This is a genomic window from Streptomyces sp. WMMC940, assembly GCF_027460265.1.
Classification (GTDB): domain Bacteria; phylum Actinomycetota; class Actinomycetes; order Streptomycetales; family Streptomycetaceae; genus Streptomyces.
Genome location: NZ_JAPZBC010000001.1, coordinates 3,297,024 through 3,321,140 on the forward strand (window position 1 = coordinate 3,297,024; position 24,117 = coordinate 3,321,140).

Genomic DNA, 24,117 nt, shown 5'->3' on the forward strand with positions numbered 1-24,117 from the left:
TGGAGCTGAGACGACGTGACCACCGACGAGAACCAACTCCGCCAGTACCTCAAGCGAGCGGTCGCCGACGCCCGCGCGAGCCGCAAGCGGCTGCGCGAGGTCGAGGAGCGGGAGCAGGAGCCGATCGCGATCATCGGGATGGCCTGCCGCTACCCCGGTGGCGTGCGCTCCCCCGAGCAGCTGTGGCAGGTGGTCGCCGACGGCGTCGACGCGGTGTCCCCCTTCCCTGAGAGCCGGGGCTGGAACGTCGACGACCTCCATGACCCCGACCCCGACGCGGTCGGCAAGTCCTACACCCGGTACGGCGGGTTCCTGCACGACGCGGACCTGTTCGACCCCGAGTTCTTCGGGATGTCGCCCCGTGAGGCGCTGGCCACCGATCCCCAGCAGCGGTTGCTCCTGGAGACGGCGTGGGAGGCGTTCGAGCGGGCGCGCATCGTGCCGGAGTCGGTGCGAGGCAGCAGGACCGGGGTGTTCGTCGGGGCGATGTACAACGACTACGGCTCGCGGCCCCGACTGCCGGCAGAGGAGTTCGAGGGCTACCTCTACGGCGGCAGCGCCGGCAGTGTCGCCTCGGGCCGGGTCGCCTACGCCTTCGGTCTGGAGGGCCCGGCGGTCACGATCGACACCGCGTGCTCGTCCTCGCTGGTCGCCCTGCACCTGGCGGCGACGGCGCTGCGCCGGGGCGAGGCCGACCTCGCGCTGGCAGGCGGGGTGACGGTGATGTCCACGCCTACGTCGTTCGTGGAGTTCTCCCGGCTGCGCGGGCTGTCACCCGACGGCCGGTGCCGGTCCTTCGCCGCGTCCGCCGACGGCACCGGCTGGGCCGAGGGCGTCGGTCTGCTGCTGCTCGCCCGGCTGTCCGACGCACGGCGCGAGGGCCACCCGGTGCGGGCCGTGATCCGCGGGTCGGCGATCAACCAGGACGGCGCCAGCAACGGGCTCACCGCGCCCAACGGCCCCGCCCAGGAACGGGTGATCCGCCAGGCGCTCACGAGCGCGGGGCTGTCACCGGCCGACGTCGACGTGGTCGAGGCGCACGGCACCGGTACGACACTCGGCGACCCGATCGAGGCACGGGCCCTTCTCGCCACGTACGGCAGGGACCGGCCCGCCGACCGGCCGCTCCGGCTGGGCTCGCTGAAGTCCAACATCGGACACGCCCAGGCCGCGGCCGGCGTCGGCGGCGTCATCAAGATGGTCGAGGCGATCCGCCACGGGGTTCTGCCCAGGACGCTGCACGCGGAGGAGCCCTCCCCGCACATCGACTGGGACACGGGTGCGCTTGAGCTGCTCACCGAGGCCCGCGCGTGGCCCGAGACCGGTCGTCCACGCAGGGCCGCCGTTTCGTCGTTCGGCTTCAGCGGCACGAACGCGCACGTGATCGTCGAGGAAGCGGCGGAGGAACCGGCGCCGGCGCCGGCCGAAGAGGTCGACGACGGTGAGGGGACCGCCGGGGCCGCGAGCGGTGCCCGCACCGAAGGCGTGGCCCGAGCCGGAGCCGCCGCGCGGAGCGCGGACGCGCGCCCGGCGGCCCCACCGCAGGCTGCCGGGGACCAGTCGGTCGCCTGGCCCGGCCGCCCACTCCCGCTGGTCCTGTCCGGCAGGGGCGAGCGCGCTCTCGCCGCGCGGGCCCGGCAGCTGCTCGACCTCCTGGTGGCCGGCGGGACCACCGCCCAGGTCCTCCACAGCGGCGACCTGACGGCCGACAACCCCACCGCTCACCCTGCCCTCCTTCCCGCCCGCGTCCCCGACATCGCCCACACCCTGGTCACCACGCGTGCCGCGCTGGACGACCGGGCCGTGGTCGTCGGTGCCGACACCGACGCGCTGACCGCCGGACTGACCGCTCTCGCGGAGGGTGCCGGGGCGCCGAACGTGGTACGCGGCACCCGTGCGGGCGAGTCGCGGGTCACGTTCGTCTTCCCCGGGCAGGGGGCGCAGTGGACCGGCATGGCGGCCGATCTGCTGGACGCGTCACCGGTGTTCGCCGCCGCCATGGCCGACTGCGCGGCGGCGCTCACGCCGGTCACCGACTGGGATCTGATCGAGACCGTACGGGCCCGGCAGCCGCTGGAGCGGGTGGATGTGCTCCAGCCCGCACTGTGGGCGATCATGGTGTCGCTCGCGGCGGTGTGGCGGGCCCACGGGGTGCGGCCCGCCGCCGTGATCGGCCACTCCCAGGGGGAGATCGCCGCCGCATGTGTGGCCGGCGCGCTGTCCCTGGCCGACGGCGCCCGAATCGTGGCCCTGCGGGCCAGGGCCATCGCCGAGGACCTCTCCGGCCGGGGCGGCATGATGTCGGTCGCCCTGCCCGAGCCCCGGGCGCGCGAGCTGATCGACGGCTGGGGCGGCCGGGTCGCGGTGGCCGCCGTCAACGGCGCCACGTCGGTGGTGCTCTCCGGTGACGCCGACGCCCTCGACGAGCTGCGCGAGGCGATCCTGGCCGACGGCGGCCGCGCCAAGCGGCTCCCGGTGGACTACGCCTCGCACTGCGCGCACGTCGAGTCGATCCGTGACCGGCTGCTGGCCGATCTGGCGGGCATCGAGGCGCGCCCGGCCGAGATACCGTTCTACTCCACCGTCACCGGCGGCCTGTTCGACACCACGGGTCTGGAAGCCACGTACTGGTACACCAACCTGCGGCAGAGCGTGCTGTTCGAGCCGACCACACGGGCCCTGTTGGACGACGGTCACGGTGTCTTCGTCGAGTGCAGCCCGCACCCGGTGCTGCTGCACAGCATCGAGGAGACCGCCGACGCCCTGCGCACGGACGTCACGATCGTCGGTTCGCTGCGCCGCGACGACGGCGGAGCCGACCGGGTCCTGGCCGCGCTGGGCGAGGCGTTCGTGGCCGGGGTGCCGGTGGACTGGCCGGTGGTGTTCGAGGGCCTGCCGGTGCGCCCCGTCGAACTGCCGACGTACCCGTTCCAGCGCGAGCGGTACTGGCTGGAGCAGTCGGCACCCGTGCACGTGGCGGGCCCCCGCTCCTCGGACCATCCCCTGCTGGGTACGGCGGTCCCGGTGGCCGGCGCCGACGAGGTGCTGTTCACCGGCCGGATCCCGGCGGCCGTTACTCCGTGGCTGGCCGGGCACACCCTGTCCGGCACCGTCGTCCTGCCGTCGGCGGCCCTGGTCGACGCCGTCGTCCGAGCGGGTGACGAGGTGGCCTGCCCGGTGCTGGACGAACTGACCGTGAGGGGCCCGCTCGCCGTGCCGGACGGCAGCGAGGTCCCGCTCCAGGTGCGGGTCGGCGCCCCGGACGACTCGGGCCGACGCCCCGTCACCGTGCACGCCCTGCCGGACCAGGACACCGGAGAGTGGGCGGAGCTGGCCTCCGGGACCGTGCGCGCCGAGGACGGCACGGCCACCGGCCCGGCCGGCGGCACCGACGGCGTCGAAGTGCGGCTCCCGGAGGAGTACGCCGCGGACGCCGGCCGCCACGCTCTGCACCCGGCGCTGCTGGAGGCCGCCCTTGCCACGGCCGAGGGCGAGCCGTTCGCGGTCCGCTGGCGTGGGGTTCGGCTGCACGCCTCCGGCGCGACGGTCGTACGCGCCCGGCTCGCCCCGGCCGGGGAGAGCGCCGGGGAGGCGGGGGCCGTGTCCGTCGTGCTGACCGGCCCGGACGGGACGCCGGTCGCCACCGTCGACTCCGTCGTCCGGCGTTCCTTCGAGCCGTCGGAACTCGTGGGCGGCCCCGGCCCGCTGCGCGCCCTGCACCACGTCATCTGGACACCGCTCACCACCCGGCAGCCGGACCGATCCGTTTCCTGGGCGGCGCTGCGGCGCCTCCCGGACGAGGAGCCCGGTGTGTCGTACGCGGCGCACACGGCGTACGAGGGCGAGTCCGGCGTGCCCTACTACGACGACCTCGCCGCCCTCGGCTGTGCCGTCGACTCCGGTACGGCCGTCGACGCCCTCCTCGTCCATCTCCCGGCGGCCGGCAACGACACCGAGGTCGTCGACGGTGTGCACTCAGCGACCGGGAGGACGCTGGCCCTGCTCCAGACCTGGCTGGCCGACGAGCGGTTCACCGCGACCCGGCTCGTGCTGGTCACCAGGGGAGCCGTGGCCGCCACGGCCGGCGAGGTGCCCCACCTCGACGCGGCTGCGGTCCGGGGCCTGGTGCGCTCGGCGCAGTCGGAGAACCCGGACCGGATCGTCCTCGTGGACGCCCCTGACACGGGCGCGGACGCCGCGCACGTCCCACCGGCGCTCCTGGCCGCCCTGCTCGCCACGGACGAGCCGCAGGCCGCCGTGCGCGACGGCCGGCTCCTGGTGCCCCGGCTGCACCGGGTCGCACCGGCCGACGCGGGCGACGGAACGGCCCTCCGCCGGCTCCCGGAAGGCACCGTCCTCATCACCGGCGGCACAGGGGCGCTGGGCGCCGCCGTGGCCCGGCATCTCGTCGTCGCGCACGGCGTCCGGCAGCTGCTGCTGGCCTCCCGCCGGGGTGAAACAGCCCCCGGGGCGGCGGAGTTGCGTGCAGAGCTCACCGGGCTGGGTGCCGAGGTGCGGATCGCCGCGTGCGATGTCGCCGACCGTGACGCACTCAAGGCGCTGCTCTCCGAGATACCGGCCGAGCACGCACTGACCGGGGTCGTGCACGCGGCCGGGGTCCTCGACAACGGTCTGCTCCCGGCACTGACACCCGATCAGCTGGCAGCGGTGCTGGGACCGAAGGCGGACGCCGCCTGGCATCTGCACGAGCTGACCCATGGGGACGAGCTGGCGGCGTTCGTGCTGTTCTCGTCGGTCGTGGGCGCGTTCGGCGGTCCGGGCCAGGCCAACTACGCGGCCGCCGGGGCCTTCCTCGACGCGCTGGCCGAACGACGCCGGGCCGAGGGCCTGCCCGCCGGCTCGCCGGCCTGGGGGCTGTGGGAGGTCGAGGGCGGGATCAACGCGGGACTGACCCCGGCCGACCGGTCCCGTTTCGCCCGCGACGGCTTCGTGCCGACGAGCACGGCGGAGGGCCTCGCACTGTTCGACTCCGTGCTGACGTCCCGTCATGCAGCGCTCGTCGTGGTGCCGTTCGACCTCGCGGCGGTACGGGCGTCCGGCGGTGCGGTTCCGCCGCTGTTGCGGGCCATGGTGCCGGTGGCCGACCGCCGCCCGGAGCGGGCCGGTGCCGACGTGGGCGTGCCCCTCGCCGACCGGCTCGCCGGGATGGACGCGGGCGAGCGGCAGGCGTTCGTGCTGGATCTGGTGCGCGGCGAGGTGGCCGTCGTGCTGGGCTTCCGCGACCCGGCCGCTGTCGAGGCCCAGCGGCCCTTCCAGGAGCTGGGGTTCGACTCGCTCACCGCCGTACAGCTGCGCAACCGGCTGGGCGCGGTCAGCGGCATCCGGCTCCCGGCGACCGTGGTGTTCGACCATCCGACCCCGGCGGCCCTGACCACGTTCCTGCTCGCCGGGCTCGGGGACGGACCGGAGCCCGCCGAGCGGACACCCCTCCTCGCCGAGCTCGACAAACTGGAGGAGATCCTCTCCACGGCCGTCGGCGCAGATCGCGCCGGAAGCGCCGACGCGGAGGAACACGCCGCCGTCACCGCCCGGTTGCAAACGATGTTGTCGCGCTGGATGGACGCGTCGGGCGGCACGCCCGGCCACGGTCCGGCGAACCCGCTGGAGTCGGCCACGACCGACGAGCTCCTCGACTTCATCGACAACGAACTCGGCCGCGCGGGCAGCTGATGCCCCGCACCGACCCGACGTCCCGCACTGCCGTCACTGCCGTCCCCGAGAAGATGGGTGAGTTGTCCCATGGCGGATGAGAAGAAGCTGGCCGACTACCTGAAATGGGTCACGGCCGACCTGCGGAAGGCACGCAACCGCATCGCCGAGCTGGAGTCCGGACGGCTGGAGCCGGTCGCGATCGTCGGCATGGCCTGTCGCTATCCCGGTGGGGTGGCCTCGGCCGACGATCTGTGGCGGCTGGTCTCCGAGGGCCGGGACGCCATCTCCCCGTTCCCGGCCGACCGGGGCTGGGACCTGGAGGGGCTGTACGACGCCGACCCTGACACGCCGGGCACGTCGTACACCCGCGAGGGCGGGTTCCTGGACGGCGCGGCCGACTTCGACGCCGCGTTCTTCGGGATCTCCCCACGTGAGGCTCTCTCGATGGACCCGCAGCAGCGGGTGCTGCTGGAGACCGCCTGGGAGACGTTCGAGCAGGCGGGCATCGACCCGGCGGGGCTGAAGGCGTCCAACGTGGGTGTCTTCGTCGGCGCGGTGGACCAGACGTACCTGGGGCTCGAAGGGCCCGAGGAGCTCGAGGGCTACCTGATGACCGGCAAGCTCAGCAGTGTGGTCTCCGGCCGGATCTCGTACTCGTTCGGGTTCGAGGGGCCCGCCGTCACCGTGGACACGGCGTGCTCGTCGTCGCTGGTCGCCCTGCACCTCGCGGCGCAGTCCGTGCGCAGCGGCGAGTCGGCGCTCGCCCTGGCCGGCGGAGTGACGATCAGCGGCACGCCGGGCGGGTTCGTCGACTTCTCCCGGCAGCGGGGTCTCGCCGCCGACGGCCGGTGCAAGTCGTTCGCGGCCGCCGCCGACGGGACCAGCTGGTCGGAGGGCGTGGGTCTGCTCCTCGTGGAACGGCTCTCCGACGCCGTACGCAACGGCCACCGCGTCCTGGCCGTGCTGCGGGCCACCGCCGTCAACCAGGACGGCGCCTCCAACGGTCTCACGGCGCCCAGCGGCCCCGCCCAGGAACGGGTCATCCGGCAGGCGCTCGCCGAGGCCCGGCTGGACGCGGCCGACGTGGACGCGGTCGAGGCGCACGGAACCGGCACCCGGCTCGGCGACCCCATCGAGGCGCAGGCGCTGCTGGGCACGTACGGCGCGGCCCACCCGGCGGAGCGCCCGCTGTACCTGGGGTCGCTGAAGTCCAACATCGGGCACGCGGTCGCCGCGGCCGGGGTGGGCGGCGTCATCAAGATGGTCCAGGCGATACGGCACGGGGTGCTCCCCAGGACCCTGCACGTGGATCGGCCGACGCCGCTGGTCGAGTGGTCCGAGGGCGCGGTGGAACTGCTGACCGAGGAGCGGCCCTGGCCCCGCACGGGCCGCCCGCGCCGGGCCGCCGTGTCCGCGTTCGGGGTGAGCGGCACCAACGCACACGTGATCATCGAGCAGGCTCCGGAGCCGGTGGACGGGCCGGTCGACGCGGCCGGACCTCCGGTGGACGCCTCGGCCGCCGCACCCTCCGGCGCTTCGGCGGACCCTTCCGCGGGCACGTCGCCGGACGGCGAGAACCCCGCTTTCCCCTCCCCCCTCTCCGCCATCCCCTGGGCCCTGTCCGCCCGGACGGCCGACGCCGTCCGGGCGCAGGCGGAGCGGCTGGCAGCATTCGTGGAGCGGCACCCTGAGGTATCGGCGGAGGACGTGGCGTACGCGCTGGCGACCACCCGGGCCGGGCTGGAACACCGGGACGTGGTGGTGGGCGGCGACCGTGCCGAACTGCTGGCCGCCCTGCGCGCTTTCACCCCGCAGGAGGGGGCTCGGCCCGTGCCGCGCGGCGAGACGGGCACGGGCAGGCTGGGCTTCCTGTTCACCGGGCAGGGGGCCCAGCGCGCCGCGATGGGCCTCGACCTGCACGCCGCGTTCCCGGCTTTCGCGGCGGCCTTCGACGAGGTGTGCGCGCACCTCGACCCGCTGCTGGACCTGCCGCTGCGCGAGGTGATCGCGTCGGGCGACCGGCTCGATGAGACGGGCTACGCACAGCCTGCGCTGTTCGCCGTCGAGGTGGCGCTGTTCCGGCTGTTCGAGTCGTGGGGCGTACGGCCCGACCTCCTCGCCGGGCATTCGATCGGCGAGCTGGCAGCCGCGCACGTGGCGGGCGTCTTCAGTCTCACGGACGCGGCGGCCGTGGTCGCCGCCCGGGGCCGGCTCATGCAGGCGCTGCCGCGGGGAGGGGCGATGGTGGCGCTGCAGGCCACTGCCGACGAGGTCGAACCGCTGCTCGCCGAGACCGACGGCCGCGCCGGCCTCGCTGCGCTCAACGGCCCCTCCTCCACGGTGGTGTCGGGCGACGCGGACGCGGTCGCGGCGGTCGCGTCCACGGTCCGCTCCTGGGGCCGCGCGACCAAGCGACTGGTGGTCAGCCACGCGTTCCACTCTCCGCTGATGGAGCCGATGCTGGAGGAGTTCGGCCGGGTCGTGCGGGGCGTGACCCTGAACCCGCCGGAGATCCCCCTGGTGTCCACGGTCACCGGACGCCTCGCCGGGGAGGAACTGCGCTCGCCCGACTACTGGACCCAACAGGTGCGACAGCCGGTCCGTTTCTTCGACGCGGTCCGCACCCTCGCCGAGCGGCAGGTGACCACCACACTGGAGCTGGGCCCGGCCGGGGTGCTCACCGCGATGGTCGACGACTGCGTGTCCGGTCTCGGTCCCGTGAGTGCCGTGGCCGCCGTACGGTCCGGCTCGTCCGAGCGGATGGCGGTGGTGTCGGCGCTGGGGCGGCTGTGGAGCGCGGGGGTACCCGTCCACTGGCCGGCCTTCTTCGCCCCGGCCGGTCCCCGACGGCGGGTGGATCTTCCGAGCTACGCGTTCCAGCGGAAGCGGTACTGGCTGGAGCCGGCCATCGCCCAGCCGTCCGGGCGCTCCGCGGGCGCGGCCGGGCATCCGCTGGTGGACACGGTGGTCGAGATCGCCGGCCGCGACGAACTGGTCCTCACCTCCCGGCTCACGGCCCACTCCGCGCCGTGGCCGGCCGGCCACAGCCGGGGCGGCGACGTCGCGCTGCCCGTGTCCGCCCTGCTGGACATGGTGGTCCGGGCGGCCGACCAGGTCGGCTGCACGGTCGTGGACGAGCTGACGGTACGCCACCCGATCCTCCTGCCCGAACGGGCCCGTGTACGCGTCCAGCTCACCGTCGGTGCGCCGCACGCCAAGGGCACTCGCGCCTTCACCGTCCACACGGGCACCGACGAGGACCGTCCGGCGTGGACCGTCGCGGCCTCGGGCACCCTGAGCCCCGCCGGCCCCGAGACCCCGTACGAACTGGAGGCGTGGCCGCCGGTGGGCGCGCAGGCGATCGACCCGGCACACGGGGACCGGGCGTCGTACCCGGGCGTCCTGGCGGCGTGGCACCGCGACGGGGAGCTGTTCGCCGAGGTGGCTCTGTCCGAGGACACCGACGTCGACGGATACGGGCTTCACCCTGCGCTGCTGGAGGCCGCCCTGCACGGCACGCTGCGCACGGCCGGGCGGGGCGGGGTCGTCACACAGGCTCGCGGAGCCCGGCTGCACGCGGTCGGTGCCTCGGTGCTGCGGGTGCAGCTGACCCCCGGCGCCGAGGGCGGCTGGGGGGTCCGGCTGGCCGACCCGTCCGGGCGGCCGGTCGCCTCGATCGCCTCGGTCGTCGTCCGCCCGGTCGACGAGGCCGATGTCGCCAGAGTCCGGTCACGGTCCCGGGACTCCCTGTTCCGGGTCGCGTGGAACCCGGTCGTTCCGGCGGATCGGGACGGCGCCGCGCTGGCCGTGCTGGAGACGGGCAGCGGGGACCTCGGGTTGGAGGACGTCCGCAGGTTCGCCGATGTGGAGGCGGCACTGGACTCGCCGGACCCCTTCGACGCGCTGCTCGCCGCGTTCGTCTTCGCGCCGGGGGGTGACGTGGCGGCGCGGGCGCAGGAGGCGACGCGGCGAGCGCTGGCCCTCGTGCAGTCGTGGCCGTCGGACGAGCGGTCCGCCGACACCCCGCTGGTCGTGGTGACCCGGGGCGCGGTCGCCACCGACCGGGGCGCTGATCGGCGGACCGGGGTGTCCGACCTGGTCGCCGCACCGGTGTGGGGTCTGCTGCGCTCGGCCCAGTCGGAGATGCCCGGCCGGATCGTCCTGGTCGACCTGGACGACGACCCGGCGTCGGCGAAGGCCCTGCCCTCGATCGTCGCCTCCGGCGAACCCCAGGTCGCGGTGCGCGGCGGCACGGTGCTGGTCCCGCGTGTGGCCCGGCTGTCGCCGGCCGACGACGAACCGGCGACCTCTCCTTGGCGGCGCGACGGCACCGTCCTGATCACCGGCGGTACCGGTGCGCTCGGCGCCCTCTTCGCCCGGCATCTCGTCCGCGAGCACCAGGTGACCCGGCTGCTGCTGGTCAGCCGCAGCGGCCCGGCGGCTCCCGGTGCGGACGAACTCGCCGACGAGCTCGCCGGCCTGGGCGCCAAGGTGATGATCACGGCGTGTGATCTGGCCGACCGGGAGGCTCTCGGCGCCCTCCTCGCGGCCGTTCCCGCGGAGCATCCGCTGACCGGGGTCGTGCACACGGCCGGGGTGAACGACGACGGGATGATCGCGGCTTTGACCCCACAGCGGCTGGCAGCCGTGCTGCGCCCCAAGGTGGACGCGGCCTGGAACCTGCACGAGCTGACGCTCGAACACGACCTGTCGGCATTCGTGCTGTTCTCGTCGGTGGCGGGTCTCGTGGGCGGCCCGGGCCAGGCCAACTACGCGGCCGCGAACACCTTCCTGGACGCGCTCGCCGAGCAGCGTGCCGCGAGCGGTCTGCCCGCTATGTCGCTGGCGTGGGGCCTGTGGGACACGGAGGGCGGCATGGGTGGCGCCCTGAGCGAGGCGGACCGGAAGCGGATCGCCCGCACCGGTCTGCTGCCGGTGGCCGAGGAGCACGGCCCCGGTCTCCTGGACGCCGCGATGCGACTGGGCCGGTCGGCGCTGGTGGCCACGCCCCTCGACGTGGCCGCCCTGCGCGCCCGACCCGCTCAGGTGCCGCTCGTCCTCGCCGGTCTTGCGGGGACACCGGCCCGCCCCTCCGCCCGGTCCGGCGGAGCGGGCACCTGGTCGCCGGCGCACCGGTTCGACCAACTGCCCGAGGAAGGGCGGCAGGAGGCCGTGGCGGAGTTCGTGCGCGGCGAGATCGCCCTGGTGCTCGGGCACCGTGACGCGGCAGCCGTCGGCGCCGACCGGCTCTTCACCGAACTCGGCTTCGATTCGCTGATGTCGGTGGAGCTGTGCAACCGGCTCAGCGCCGCGACGGGCGTCCGCCTTCCCGCCTCCGTGGTCTACGAGCACCCCACCCCGGCCGCACTGACGAAGCACCTGTGCGCGGCATTGCTCAGGACCGCGCCCGACACCGCCCCGGCCCCCACCTCCGTGGACTTCGCGGCGGAGGTGCGGCTCGACGACGACGTACGGCCGGCGAGCGATATCAGCCGGGTCGCCGTCGACCCCCGGGAGATCCTGCTGACCGGCGCCACCGGGTTCCTCGGGGCGTTCCTCCTGCGCGATCTGATGCGCTCGACGCGTGCCCGTGTGCACTGCCTGGTGCGCGGTGCCGACCGGGCCGACGCCGAGCGGCGTCTGCGCGCGAACCTGGACTGGTACGAGCTCCTCGACGAGATCGACCCGGACCGCGTCTCCGTGGTCGTCGGCGACCTCGCCGAGCCCCGGCTGGGCCTGACCGAGGACGAGTTCGACGATCTGGCGCGATTCGTCGATGTCGTCTACCACGCGGGCGCCACAGTGAGCTGGCTGCGGCCGTACACCGAGCTTCGGCGGCCCAATGTGGACGGGACCCGGGAGGTGCTGCGGCTCGCCGCCCGGCACCGCACCGTGCCGGTGCACCACGTGTCGACGAGCGGTGTCTTCCCTCCGCCTGCACCCGGCGCCGAGGGCGTCCCGGCGAAGGTGACCGACCCGACCGGTCCCGCCGAGGCGCTGTGGAACGGGTACCTCCAGAGCAAGTGGGTCGCCGAGCAGGTCATCGGGATAGCGCGGGAGCGCGGTCTGCCGGTCTCCGTGTACCGGGTGGACGTGGTCTGTGGCGACCAGCGGGCCGGTGCCTGCCAGACCAAGGACTTCGTCTGGCTGAGCCTCAAAGGCCTGCTCCAGGCGGGCGCGGTGCCCGACCGGCTGGCCGGGTCCTTCCACATGGTGCCGGTGGACTACGTCAGCGGGACGATCACCACGCTGGCGACGAGCGACGAGGCCGCGGGCGGCACCTTCCACCTGTTCAACGAACAGGAGCAGGCCTTCGCCGACTTCATCGGGTATCTGCGGTCCTACGGCTACGAGCTGCCCGTCGTGGACTGGGACAGCTGGCGGGAGCGGGTGCGGGCCGACCGCGACAACGCGCTGGTACCGCTGCTCGACGCCTTCGAGGCCCTCATGGCGGGCGACGACCGGGCGACGTACCCGCCTCTGGACGTGTCGGAGACGGAGCGGGCACTGGCCGGCACCGGCATCGAGTGCCCGCGGATCGGACCCGAACTGTTCGACACGTACGTGAAGTTCTTCGTGCGCGCCGGCTACTTCCCGAAGGCCGGCGCCCACCTGGTGCCGGTGGCCGGCGCATGAGCCGCGCCCGCTTCGCGCGGCTTCGGATCTCTACACCTTGGAGGAGCGAAAACCGTGGGGACATCTGATCGAAACCGCGCGATCGTCCTGGGCGCGAGCATGGCCGGGCTGCTGGCGGCGCGCGTGCTGGCGGACGCGTACGACGACGTGGTCGTGGTGGACCGGGACGAGCTGAGGGACGACGACCTCCCGCGCAAGGGCGTGCCGCAGGGCAACCACGTCCACGCCCTGCTGGCCCGCGGCCGGCACATCATCGAGGAAATGCTGCCCGGCATCACCGACGAGCTGGTCTCCACCGGGGCCGTGACGGGCGACGTCACCGGCAATGTGCGCTGGGTCATGGAGGGGCGGCGGATGCCGCGGCCCCACTCGGACATGCTGCTGCTGTCGATGAGCCGACCGTATCTGGAGCAGCGGGTGCGGACCCGGGTACGGGCGCTGCCGAACGTGTCGTTCCTGCACCGGCACGACATCACCGGGCTGCTGACGTCGGACGACCGGCGGACCGTCGTCGGGGTGTCGGTGGTGGAGGGTGGCCGGTCGCACCGGCTGGACGCCGACCTGGTGGTGGACGCCACCGGTCGGCGCTCGCGGACCCCGGCGTGGCTGACGGAGCTGGGCTTCCCGGAGGTCGAGGAGGACCAGCAGCGGATCGGGGTCGGCTACACGACGCAGTACTTCCGGCTGCCGCCCGAGCTGATGGGCGACGACATCTCCATCGACGTGGTCGCGTCGCCCGAGACCGGGCGCGGCGCGATCTGCGCCGGCATCGAGTGCGGCCGCACCGTGGTGACGGCGTACGGCTTCGTCGGCGACTACCCGCCCCATGACTCGGAGGGGTTCCTCGCGTTCCTGAAGTCGCTGTCCGCGCCGGACATCTACGACACGGTGAAGGACCACGAGCCGCTGGGTGATCCGGTCGCGTACCGCTTCCCGGCGAATCTGCGCCGCCGCTACGAGCTGATGCCCTCGTTCCCGGCCGGTCTGCTCGTCCTCGGCGACGCGGTGTGCAGCTTCAACCCGGTGTACGGGCAGGGCATGACCGTCGCCGCCCTTGGTGCCGTGGTCCTGCGCGACCATGTGTCCCGGCCGGGCGCGCCGAGTGCCGAGGAGTACTTCGCCGACCTCGCCGAGAGGGCCGTGGACGCGGTGTGGTCGATGACGACCGGCGCCGACCTCGCCTTCCCGGGCGTCGAGGGCGAGCGCACCGAGGAGTGGCGGGCGGAGCAGGCGTACGTGGAGCAGCTCCTGGAGGCCGCCACCCGCGATCCCTCGCTGCTGACCGCGTACGCCCGCGTGGTCTTCCTGGTCGATCCGCCGGAGGCGCTCGTCGCCCCGGAGATCCAGGCGGCCGTCCGCGCGGCGTCCCCGGACGCGCCCCTGGTGGCCGAGGCCCGCTGACCCTTCTCCCCGAATCTCCCCGACCTTCTCCGTGACGATTTCTCTCTGATGGCAGGTGACATGAACGACACGACCGACACTCCCGTTCTGGTGCTCGGCGGTACGGGCAAGACGGGCCGCCGGGTCGCACGGCAGCTGGCCGAGCGCGGGCGTCGGGCCAGAGTGGCGTCCCGCTCGGGCAGCCGGCGTTTCGAGTGGCGGGACAAGGAGACGTGGGCGGCGGCCGTCGAGGGCGTCGAGGCGGTCTACGTGGTGGACGAGCAGGGGCCGCACGCGGCCGAACTCCTCGCGGACTTCGCCGCGTTCGCCACGCGGCGAGGCGTGGGGCGACTGGTGTTCCTGTCTGCGCGGACGCTGGAGCAGTGGGCCCACGACGAGAGCAGGTTCGCCGCCGAGCGGGCGGTGCGGGAGTCGGGGGCGGAGTGGACGATCCTGCGGCCGACCTGGTTCTCGCAGAACTTCAGCGAGGATCGCCTGCTGGCGCCGGACATCGCTGCCGGCGAGGTGATCCTGCCGGACGGCGAGGGCGTCGAACCGTTCATCGACGCCGAGGACATCGCGGCCGTCGCCGTAGCCGCGCTGACCGAGGAGGGGCACGCGGGCGAGCTGTACGTCCTGTCCGGCCCGCGGCTGATGAGGTTCGCCGAGTGCGTGGACCTGATCGCCGAAGCGGCGGGCCGAAAGATCCGTTCGGTCGTGGTGAGCCCGGAGGAATACGCCCGGCATCTTGTCGAGCGGGGTTATGCGCGGGATTTCGCGGACTTCATGAACGAGATCTTCGACACCGTTCGTGACGGTCGGACGGCATATCTCTCCGACGGTGTGCAGCGGGCTCTCGGTCGAGAGCCTCGCGACTTCCGCGTATACGCCGCCGAGACCGATTGGGGCGCGGTCTCGGTCCAGTAACCGTCAGCTCTTCGCCACTGGTCGGGGGTGGTTACCGGAGTGCGGCCCGGTCGTTCCGGACGGCCAGTAGCGTTCAACGGGTCCACTTGCGCGGCGCGATGCCCAATCCGCCCGATGTCCAACTGTCATCACTCGTCCGGACTCCCTCTCGGGGGAATGAATGGAGCGGCTCAACCATGGCCAGCGGAAGGTACGACAAGTATTTGTCCAGCGACATCGAGACGCATCAGGAGATGTTCGGCGAGGCGTTCAACTCCGGTGACGCGGACGCCGTCAACTCGATGTACACCGAGGACGCCGTCGGCGTCTGGGAACCGGGTGTGCCGCTGACGGGCCAGGCCCGTCGGGACCGGGTCAAGGAGTTCATGTCCTACGGCCCGACCGTGGACGCCAAGGTGCTCCAGACCCTGGTGACGGGTAACACGGCGATGCTCATCGTCGAGTGGTCGATGGAGACCAGGGACGCCGACGGCGAGCCGGAGCACCTGGAGGGTGTCGCGGTGGACGTCCTCCAGCGCGGCGAGGACGGCAACTGGCGTTACGTCATCGACAACCCCTACGGCGCCAGCGGTCCCCGCACCGCCGAGGAGGTCGCCGGGACGTAGCCTCCCGGGGCCCGGGCGCGACAGGGTGTCCGGGCCCCGTCGGCTCAACGTCGCCCGCCGGACAGGGCGTTGCGGCGGACCGGTGCGGATCCGAAGGACTGGCGGTAGTCCGTCGGCGTCACCCCCACGTGCAGGGTGAAGTGGCGGCGCAGATTGGCCGCCGTGCCGAGACCGCTGAACTCGCTGACCCGGTCGATCGACAGGTCGGTGGTCTCCAGCAGGGTCTGCGCGTGCGCCAGGCGCTGGTTGAGCAGCCACTTGAGCGGGGTCATTCCGGTGGCGGCCTGGAGGCGCCGGAAGAAGGTCCGGGTGCTCACCCCGGCCTGCTTGGCCATGCCGTCGACGGTGAGGGGCCGGTCGAGATGGCGGGCGACCCAGTCCATGACGGGAGCGAGGCTGTCGTCGTCGGTGACCGGGACGGAGAGGTCCACGAACTGGGCCTGGCCGCCGGGGCGGTGGCCGGAGACCACCAGCCGGCGGGCGAGTTGGTTGGCGACATGGGCGCCGAGGTCGCTGCGCACGATGTGCAGGCACAGATCGAGTCCGGCGGTCATCCCGGCGCTGGTGAGGACCCGGCCCTCGTCGACGTAGAGGACCGAGTCGTCCACTTCCACCTCGGGGTAGCGCTTCGCCAGATCGGCCGTGTTCAGCCAGTGCGCCGCGGCCCGGCGGCCGTTCAGGAGCCCGGCCTCCGCGAGTGCGAACGCCCCGGTGCACAGGGACACCATGCGGGCGCCCGCGTCGTAGGCGCGGCGCAGCGCGTCGACGAACTCGGCGGGAAGGGACTCGCCCCGGTTGACGACCGCGTCCGGTACCGAGGGCACGATCACGGTGCCGGAGGTGACCAGGTCCTCGACGCCGAGGGTGGTGCGGACGGAGAACCCCCGTGCCGGACCGGCGGCGGAGGGCGGGGTCACGGAGCACACCCGCAGGTCGTACCAGGGGTCGGCGAGATCCGGCTGGGGATCACCGAAGACCGCGTAGGCGATGGCCGTCTCGTAGACCTCGCACACCTGCATGTCCGTGTCGTTGACCAGAGCGATGGCGACAGACCCAGGATTCATACCGGCAAGCCTACGGCAGGAATTTTGCGAAGGTCGGCACTTCTGCCACTGTCCGTCGCCGCACCGCGGTGCGAGGGTGTTGGCAGCGGGTTGACCATCGCCGAGATGCAAACCATGCAAACCACAGTGCGAATTGGAACGGGAGTACGCAATGTCGAACACCAAAGCAGCCCAAGCTCCGGTGTCGGTCATCGGCCTGGGTCTGATGGGCCAGGCGTTGGCCGCTGCCTTCCTCAAGGCGGGGCACCCGACCACCGTGTGGAACCGGACGGCCGCCAAAGCCGACCAGCTCGTCGCCGGGGGTGCCACGCGCGCCGGTTCGGTCGGGGACGCGATCGCGGCGAGCCCGCTGGTCGTCCTCTGCGTCACGGACTACTCCGCCGTGCGCGAGTTGCTCGACCCGCTGGCCGGCTCGCTCGAGGGCAAGGTCGTGGTCAACCTGACGACCGGCACGTCGACGCAGGCCCCGCGAGACCGCCGAGTGGGCGGCGGGCGTGGGGACCACCTACCTCGACGGCGCCATCATGGCGATCCCGCCGGACATCGCCACCGACGCCGCCGTGCTGCTGTACAGCGGCCCGAAGGCGGCGTTCGACGAGCACGAGGCGACCCTGCGCGCGCTGGGCGCCGCGGGCACCACGTACCTGGACACCGACCACGGGCTGTCCGCGCTCTACGACATGTCGCTGCTGGGCATCATGTGGGGCATCCTCAACGGCTTCCTCCAGGGCGCCGCCCTGCTGGGCACCGCCAAGGTGAAGGCCACCACCTTCGCCCCGCTGGCCAACACGATGATCAACGTGGTCACCGAGTACGTGACCGCGTACGCCCCGCAGATCGACGAGGGCAAGTACCCGGCGGGCGATGCCACCATGACGGTCCACCAGGACGCGCTGGAGCACCTCGCCGAGGAGAGCGAGACGCTCGGCATCAGCGCCGAACTGCCCCGCTTCTTCAAGGCGCTCGTCGACCGAGCGGTGGCCGACGGCCACGCCGACAGCGGCTACGCGGCCCTGATCGAGCAGTTCCGCAAGCCCTCCGCCTGACCGACGCGTTCCACCCGGCCTCCGGGGTACGGCCCAGACGCCGTGCCCCGGAGGTTTTTTTGCATTCCACCTGCACGTAATTCTCACATTTCAATCCCCGACAATCCCCCTGCCGCCTCTCAAACGGAATTACTCGGGGAAGACCGAAAATCGCCGCTGCTTGACTAGGTTGGCAGCGTTTTCCGGACACAGTCCGAGGATCCGGGGGAGTGCCCGGCATTCACGCCGGCGACACATCGAGGAGAAATGTGAGTACAGCCAACGAGTACGGCGCGATATCGGCCAACGAGAAGACGGCGTCCGGTTCCGGCCGGACCGCGACGCGGCTGCCACGGCGCACCCTGCTGAAGGCTGCCGGGGCCACCACGCTCGTCGCCGCGGCGGGCGCGGCCGTCGCGCAGCCGACCGCGGCAGCGGCGGCGGTGAAGAAGGACTTCGACGTCATCGTCGTCGGCGCCGGCCTCGCCGGGGTCACCGCCGCGCGCGAGCTGAAGGCCCAGGGCAAGCGCGTCCTGCTGCTCGAGGCGCGCAACCGCATCGGAGGACGGACCTGGACCGACGTCTATCAGGGGCAGCAGATCGAGCGCGGCGGCGCCTGGGTCGACCCACTGCAGCCGTACGTGTGGCGGGAGCTGAACCGCTACAAGCTGCCGATCGTCGCCGACGCAGGTGTCGAGCGAAGCATCCTGCCCACCCTCGACGGGTTCCAGGAGTACGACCCGGCCGAGGCGTACGCCCGTCAGAAGGAGTTGTTCACCCCGTTCTTCGAGGACGGCAACCGTGAGTACTTCGAGCGCCCCTACGAGCCGCTCTACCGGGAGGACCTGGTGCGCAAGCACGACGGGTTCTCCCTTCGCGACCGGCTCGACCAGCTGAAGTACCCCCCGGAGGACGAGATCCGGCTCACCAGCACGACCTCGCTGTACGGCGGTTCCAGCAAGCGCGGCGCGCTGACCCACCTCACCCAGTGGTGGGCGTTGTCCGGCTGGAACTTCGACAGCTTCCACGGCGTCAACACCTACCGACCGAAGTACGGCACGGTCTCCCTGCTCCAGGCCATCCTGGCGGAGGCGGCACCCACACTGTGCCTGAACTCCCCCGTGGCCGCGGTCGAGCAGGACGGCAGACGGGTCCGCGTCGTCACCCGCGCCGGGAACAAGTTCGTCGCCCCCGAGGTCATCATGGCCGTACCGGTCAACGTATGGAAGACGATCAAGTTCAGTCCGGGGCTGCCGAAGGCGCACCGCACGGCCTCCACCGCGGGCATCGGCGTGCCCCACGAGAAGAAGCTGTGGCTGGACCTGAAGCAGCCTGCCGACCGCTTCGTCGCGGAGGCCCCGGAGGGGCACCCGATCTGCATCATGGGCCGTTTCGACGTGGGCCAGCCGGTGGTCGCGTTCAGCGTCAAGGACACCTTCGACGTGCGGGACCGCAAGCAGGTCGAGGCCGCGGTGAAGGACATCCTCCCGGACGCCCAACTGCGCGGCTACACGGCGCACGACTGGCACGCGGACGAGTTCGCGCTGGGAGTCGGCGCCTTCCGCCAACCGTTCCAGCTGACCAGGCTGCACCGTGACATCCAGAAGCCGCACGGCCGCGTCAAGTTCGCCGGCGGCGACATCGCCGACGGCTGGAGCGGCTACATGGACGGCGCCGTCGAGTCCGGCATCCGCGTGGCCGGCGGCAAGCTCCTGACCACCCACGAGATCGAGCGCCTGACGAGCGCGGCGGCCCTGCGGGCCCCGCAGGTCGACCGCCGACTGTACCGCTCGATGTCGGCGTTCTGACCCGCTTCCCCGCCCGGTCTCCCCATGATCTGCCGACGGTCTACGGACGGTCTTCGGTGACCGGCGCCGCACCACCGGCAGCGGGCTTCGGTCCGCTGCCGGTTTCAGATCTCTCACGCATTCCTTTTATGCCCGATGAATTCACCGTGCACCTGGAAACCCGAGGATAAGGTCAGGACCATGAGCATAACTTCGGACACTCTCGCAAAAGATCCGGCGGAGTCGCTGTTCGCCTGGTTCCGTTCGATGCTCGACACCCAGCCGGTGCACCGGGACCCGGAAAACGGTTGGCAGGTGTTCGGCCACGCCGACATCTCCCGGATCCTCGCCGACACGACGACCTTCTCCTCCGACACCGCGCACGCCTTCAATCCACCGCAGCCCGATCTCGACTTCTTCGACATGGGCAATCTGGTGACGACGGACCCGCCCCGGCACCGCCAGCTCCGCTCGGTGATCAGCTCGGTGTTCACCGCGCGGGCCGTGACCGGGCTGACGCCCCGGATCGAGAAGATCACCAACGCCCTGCTCGACGGGGTGGCCGGCGCCGACCGCTTCGACTTGATCGACTCGCTCGCCTACTCGCTGCCCATCAACGTGATCCTGGAGCTGCTGGGCCTGCCGGTCGAGGACGAGCCGCTGTTCCGGGTGTGGGGCGAGGCCCTCGGCACCGTGGACGCCGCGACCGTCCCCCAGGAACAGTTGGAGAACGAAGTCGTCCCGGCGGTGCGGGAGATGAACGCGTATCTTCTGGAGCACGTACGACGGCTGCGCAAGAACCCCACCGACGACGTGCTCAGCAGGCTCGCGGCCGCCGAGGTCGACGGAAAGTACCTGGACGACGGCGAGATCGTCGGGGTCACCGGCCTGACCATGTTCGCCGGGCACGCCACCACGATGGCCCTCATCGGCAACGCCGTCCTCCTCTTCGACCGGCACCCGGAGGTCGGAGCCGCCGTGCGCTCGGACCGCTCGCTGCTGCCGGGCGCGCTGGAGGAGGTGCTGCGGCTGCGGCCGCCGTTCCCGAGGCTCGCCCGGATCACCACGGCCGACACCGAGCTGGGCGGTCACACCGTCCCCGCCGGGTCGCTGGTGACGCCGTGGATCGGGGCCGCGAACCGGGACGGCTCCCGGTTCCCCGACCCCGACCGGTTCGACATCCACCGCACCACCAGCCACCTGGTGTTCGGGCAGGGCATCCATTTCTGCCTCGGCGCGCCGCTGGCCCGGCTGGAGGCGAAGATCGCCCTGAACATCCTGATGGATCGATACCGGGACATCGCGGTGGACAGGACCGGCTCTCTGGAGTTCGAGAACCCCCGGCAGCTGATCTCGCCCACCCGGCTACCGGTACGGGTGTCCGGCTGACCTCGGCAGACACAGGTCCGGCGCGGCGGTCTGCGGGCCGCCCGCGCCGGGACCGCACCGCTCGTCCCTGAGGGAGGCCGAGCCGGAGGCCAGGATGCGGCGCAACTGGGCACGCCGGGCGGCCGGATCGTCACCCGCTCCCTCCAGCAGCGCCTCCAGCAGTCCCCCGGCGGAGTTGTTCAGGCCACCGGCCGTGGCGGACATCAGGAACTCCAGCAGCCGGTCGATGGCCGCGTCGGAGATCGGCTCCAGCGTGAGCGTGAGGCCGTGCCGGATGCCGCTGCCCCACTCCCGGCGCCGCTTGAGCAGCTCCGGCCGGGCGGTGGCGATCACCAGCAGGGGCAGCGAGCCCACCGACGGCACGAGGTCCTCGACGAAGTCCACCAGGACGTCATCGGCCCAGTGCAGGTCCTCGAAGACCACCACGAGCGGGCCGTGCCCCGCGATCTCCGCCAGCAGCCGCCGTGACGCCGCGAGGACGTCGACGACCGCGACCCGCGTGCTCGCGCAGACCTCGGCGTCGAGGAGGGGGAGCAGACACTCCAGCATCCACTGCCGCTCCTCCCCGGCCTCGAACAGCCGCTCGACGGTGGCGGTGAGCTTGGCCCGCGTCGTCTCGGCCGAGTCGCCCCGCAGGATCCCGCAACAGGACGCCACCAGGTCGTACAGGACGGCCAGCGGCTCCTCGCCGATGACGGGCGGGCTGCGCACCACCAGCAGCCGTACGGCCTCCGGGTTGGCCGCGACCCGCCGCTCGAACTCCATGATGAACCGGGTCTTGCCGATACCCGGCTCCCCCAGCACCGTCACCAGGTGTGGCGTCGCCTGGTGCCGGGTGCGCTGCAACAAGCCGCGCAGCACGTCCAGGTCGTACTCGCGGTCGATCACGGGTACGCCGTGCAGGGCGACGTACTCCTGGCGGAAACCCCCGACCTGCCAGCCGGGGGCCGCGTCGCCCCGGTGATAGGTGACCGCGAACTCGGTGGCGCGGCGGGTGTCGTCGCAGACCCGGATCTCCCCGGCGGGCGTGAGGGACAGCAGGGTGTGGCACTCGTCGAGGAGGGCGCCGTTGACCGACGGCGGAACCTCGCCGTGGTCGGGCTGGTAGCGGACGAGCGCCTCGCCGGTCGCGACCGCGGCTTGCACGGAGAGCCCGGGGGCGGCGGGAGTGGCCGCTCCGGCGGGGCCCGCCGCGACACCGAGGCGGTCGCGGATCGTCATCGCCGCGTGTACCGCCCGCTCGGCATCGTCCTCACCGGTGCGGGGCACCCCGAACAGGGCGAGCCAGATGGGGGTGATCGAGGCCGTGACCGTACCGCCGAGGCACTCGACCTCCTCGCGGATGACCGTCGCCGCGTTCTCGGCGGCCTCGTCGATCAGCTCGGGGTCGATGGCGCCGTCCTCCGGGCCGAGCTGGGCGCGCACGATGAGGACGCTGACGTCCTTGCGCTCGGCCACCATGGTCCGCAGCACCGGCAACACGGGCGCCGCCGCGGCCGGCAGTTCGGCGGTGGGCGGCGGGGGGGCGGGCGTCTCGGGTGTCGCGCGGTCGGCGACCCGGCGGTCGAGGGGTTCGGCCGGTGCGGCGGATGCGTTGGGCTGCGCGGGGACGGGCTCCAGATCGCCCGGTGCGCCCTGGGGGCCCGGTTCGGCGCGGTCCCGGGAGGCCCCCGTCATGAGCAGGTCGATCTGCTGGCGGACGGCGGCCGGGACCAGTGCCGGGTCGTGGACGAGAATGGCCTGCTGCAATGCCTTGAGGGCGTGGCCCGGTTCGAGTCCGAGTTTTTCCACCATTTCGGTCCGGGCGCCGTGATAGGCGTCCAAGGCGTCCGCCTGCCGCCCCGACCGGTAGAGCGTCAGCATGAGTTGGCCCAGGAGCCGTTCCCGCAGCGGCTCGGCGGCAACCGTCCTCTCCAACTCGGCCAGGATGCGGTGATGACGACCGCACGCCAACTCCGCTTCGAAGTAGTCCTCCAGAGCGTCGAGCCGGGTGTTCCGGACGGAGGTCAGTTCGGGCCAGTCAATTCCTGCTTCAACAAGATCCGCCAACACCGGGCCCCGCCACAGGGCCAGTGCGTCGCGCAACAGCAGCGAGGCGCTCTCCGGTGATCCCGCCGCGAGCTCCGCGCGGCCCTTCTCGACGAGCCCCCGGAAGTTGTGGAGGTCCGTCCGGTCCGGCTCGACCCGCAGCATGTAGCCCGGGGCCTGGCTCAACAGCTCCATACAGCCGGCGTCGCGCTCATCGGGGGTGAGCGCCCTGCGCAGTCTCCACACGGAGTTCTGCAGTATTTTCCGGGCGGACTGGGGCGTTTTGCCGACCGGCCACAACGCCTCTATCAGCTGACTGCTCGCCACTACCCGGTTGGCGTTGAGCAACAGAAAACCAAGTGTCGCACGCTGTCTCGTTCCGCCCAGTCCGACCAACTGGTCGCTGCAAACGACCTCTAATGGGCCCAGCATTCGAAACCGCATCGCTTTCCCCCATCACAAGATTTCTCAAGATTGCTCAAGTTCTTGCCAGCGATCGCCTTCGAGGTTCGCTTGCACAGGCGTCCCCAGATGTCAACCGTCCCCCGTGCCCGCCCGTGCCCCTCTGCTTCCCCCCGCCTCCGCCCGTCTCCGCAAGTCGACCTGCCGAGTCGACCACGAATACCTCTTCTCAAGTGACACACGATCGGTGTGTTCCGGTCAAGTTTTCTTAGGAAGCGGGCTGTTTTATGGCTGGATTCAGGCACCCCACAGGCCATGCGCACCCGGGGTCGGTGATGGGGACAGGCCGGTGCGACCGGCCCACCCGACCGACCGCGGTCCGCCCACGGTCAGCCGGCACGGCTCGGCAGCAGCCCGCGAACCAGGTCGGTGACGTCACTCGCGTGGTCGTTGAGGAAGAAGTGACCGCCCTCGAACACCCGGGTGCGGAAGTCGCCCGAGGTCTGCTCGCCCCAGGCCCGGACCTCCTCGACGGTCGCCTCGGGATCCCGGTCACCGGCCAGGGCGACGACGTGACAGGACAGCGGCCGGCCGGGGGTGTCCGTGTAGGAGGCGAGGGCCCGGTGGTCCGCGCGGAGAGCGGGCAGGATCAGGTCCAGCACTTCCGGGTCGTCGAGGACCGTGGCGTCCATGCCGCCCAGCCCGCCTACTCGCCGGACCAGTTCGGCGTCGTCCAACGGCCAGTCCCGGTTCCGCCCCCGCGCCGCGGCCGGCGCGCGACGGCCCGACACGATGAGCAGCTGGGGCTCCCCGCCGGGCTGCCGGGCGAGGCGTACGGCCACCTCGTACGCCAGTGAGGCCCCCATGCTGTGCCCGAGCAGCGCCCGGGGCCGGTCGCCCGGCGGGCCCAGCGCGTCGGCGATCAGGTCGGCCAGCAGATGCAGATCCTCGACCGGTGCCTCACGCAGCCGGTCGAGCCGTCCCGGGTACTGCACGGCCACCACATCCACGGTCGGGGAGAGTGCGACGGCCAAGGGCCGCCAGTAGGAGGCGGAGCCGCCCGCATGCGGGAAACAGACCAGTGCGCACTCCGCGTCGCTGTCGGCACCGGTAGGCCCGTTCCCCAGCGGCGGGAAGCGTCGAAACCAGACGTTCCGTTGTTGGCTCACGCCGACCAGCCCCACGTTCCCGCTTCCAACAT

Annotated in this window: 9 protein-coding genes and 2 pseudogenes; 8 read left to right on the forward strand and 3 right to left on the reverse strand. The window is 72.4% G+C overall.

Features of this window, described 5'->3' with window-relative positions; all coding sequences use genetic code 11:
- Positions 1 to 18: 18 nt before the first annotated feature.
- The 5 genes and pseudogenes from O7595_RS14465 to O7595_RS14485 form a co-directional block, all read left to right on the forward strand.
- Positions 19 to 5,691: pseudogene (locus O7595_RS14465) on the forward strand (SDR family NAD(P)-dependent oxidoreductase); the annotation flags it as partial.
- 69 nt (positions 5,692 to 5,760) lie between these two features.
- Positions 5,761 to 12,309 (forward strand): type I polyketide synthase, encoded by a 6,549-nt coding sequence (locus O7595_RS14470; RefSeq protein ID WP_269729098.1) that lies wholly within the window; start codon positions 5,761 to 5,763, stop codon positions 12,307 to 12,309.
- A gap of 54 nt (positions 12,310 to 12,363) precedes the next feature.
- Positions 12,364 to 13,710: an NAD(P)/FAD-dependent oxidoreductase gene (locus O7595_RS14475; protein WP_269729099.1), complete on the forward strand. Its 1,347-nt coding sequence runs from the start codon at positions 12,364 to 12,366 to the stop codon at positions 13,708 to 13,710.
- A 60-nt stretch (positions 13,711 to 13,770) separates the two neighbouring features.
- On the forward strand, positions 13,771 to 14,616 hold the full coding sequence (locus O7595_RS14480; RefSeq protein ID WP_269729100.1) for an NAD(P)H-binding protein: 846 nt from the start codon (positions 13,771 to 13,773) through the stop codon (positions 14,614 to 14,616).
- 176 nt (positions 14,617 to 14,792) lie between these two features.
- Positions 14,793 to 15,221: a YybH family protein gene (locus O7595_RS14485; protein WP_269729101.1), complete on the forward strand. Its 429-nt coding sequence runs from the start codon at positions 14,793 to 14,795 to the stop codon at positions 15,219 to 15,221.
- A gap of 44 nt (positions 15,222 to 15,265) precedes the next feature.
- On the opposite strand, the gene O7595_RS14490 is transcribed toward O7595_RS14485, so the two are convergent.
- On the reverse strand, positions 15,266 to 16,285 hold the full coding sequence (locus tag O7595_RS14490) for a helix-turn-helix domain-containing protein (RefSeq protein WP_269729102.1): 1,020 nt from the start codon (positions 16,283 to 16,285) through the stop codon (positions 15,266 to 15,268).
- Positions 16,286 to 16,436: 151 nt separating this feature from the next.
- Between O7595_RS14490 and O7595_RS14495 the strand changes: the two are divergent.
- From O7595_RS14495 to O7595_RS14505, 3 genes and pseudogenes are all read left to right on the forward strand, one after another.
- A pseudogene (locus O7595_RS14495) lies at positions 16,437 to 17,331 on the forward strand (NAD(P)-dependent oxidoreductase).
- A gap of 248 nt (positions 17,332 to 17,579) precedes the next feature.
- Positions 17,580 to 19,118: a flavin monoamine oxidase family protein gene (locus tag O7595_RS14500; RefSeq protein ID WP_269729103.1), complete on the forward strand. Its 1,539-nt coding sequence runs from the start codon at positions 17,580 to 17,582 to the stop codon at positions 19,116 to 19,118.
- Between the two features lie 180 nt (positions 19,119 to 19,298).
- Complete coding sequence (locus tag O7595_RS14505; RefSeq protein WP_269729104.1) at positions 19,299 to 20,486, forward strand: cytochrome P450; 1,188 nt, start codon at positions 19,299 to 19,301, stop codon at positions 20,484 to 20,486.
- Here the strand turns inward: O7595_RS14505 and O7595_RS14510 are convergent.
- Entirely contained in the window at positions 20,463 to 22,862 is a 2,400-nt protein-coding gene (locus O7595_RS14510; protein ID WP_332328161.1) for a BTAD domain-containing putative transcriptional regulator, read from the reverse strand. The genes O7595_RS14505 and O7595_RS14510 overlap by 24 nt on opposite strands.
- Positions 22,863 to 23,305: 443 nt before the next feature.
- Entirely contained in the window at positions 23,306 to 24,085 is a 780-nt protein-coding gene (locus tag O7595_RS14515) for a thioesterase II family protein (RefSeq protein ID WP_269729106.1), read from the reverse strand.
- Positions 24,086 to 24,117: the final 32 nt, after the last annotated feature.

Bases quoted from the DNA above. Each gene is read 5' to 3' on its own strand.
- O7595_RS14470 (WP_269729098.1), top strand. From the start codon at position 5,761: ATGGCGGATGAGAAGAAGCTGGCCGACTACCTGAAATGGGTCACGGCC.
- O7595_RS14480 (WP_269729100.1), top strand. From the start codon at position 13,771: ATGAACGACACGACCGACACTCCCGTTCTGGTGCTCGGCGGTACGGGC.
- O7595_RS14485 (WP_269729101.1), top strand. From the start codon at position 14,793: ATGGCCAGCGGAAGGTACGACAAGTATTTGTCCAGCGACATCGAGACG.
- O7595_RS14490 (WP_269729102.1), bottom strand. From the start codon at position 16,285: ATGAATCCTGGGTCTGTCGCCATCGCTCTGGTCAACGACACGGACATG.
- O7595_RS14505 (WP_269729104.1), top strand. From the start codon at position 19,299: ATGAGCATAACTTCGGACACTCTCGCAAAAGATCCGGCGGAGTCGCTG.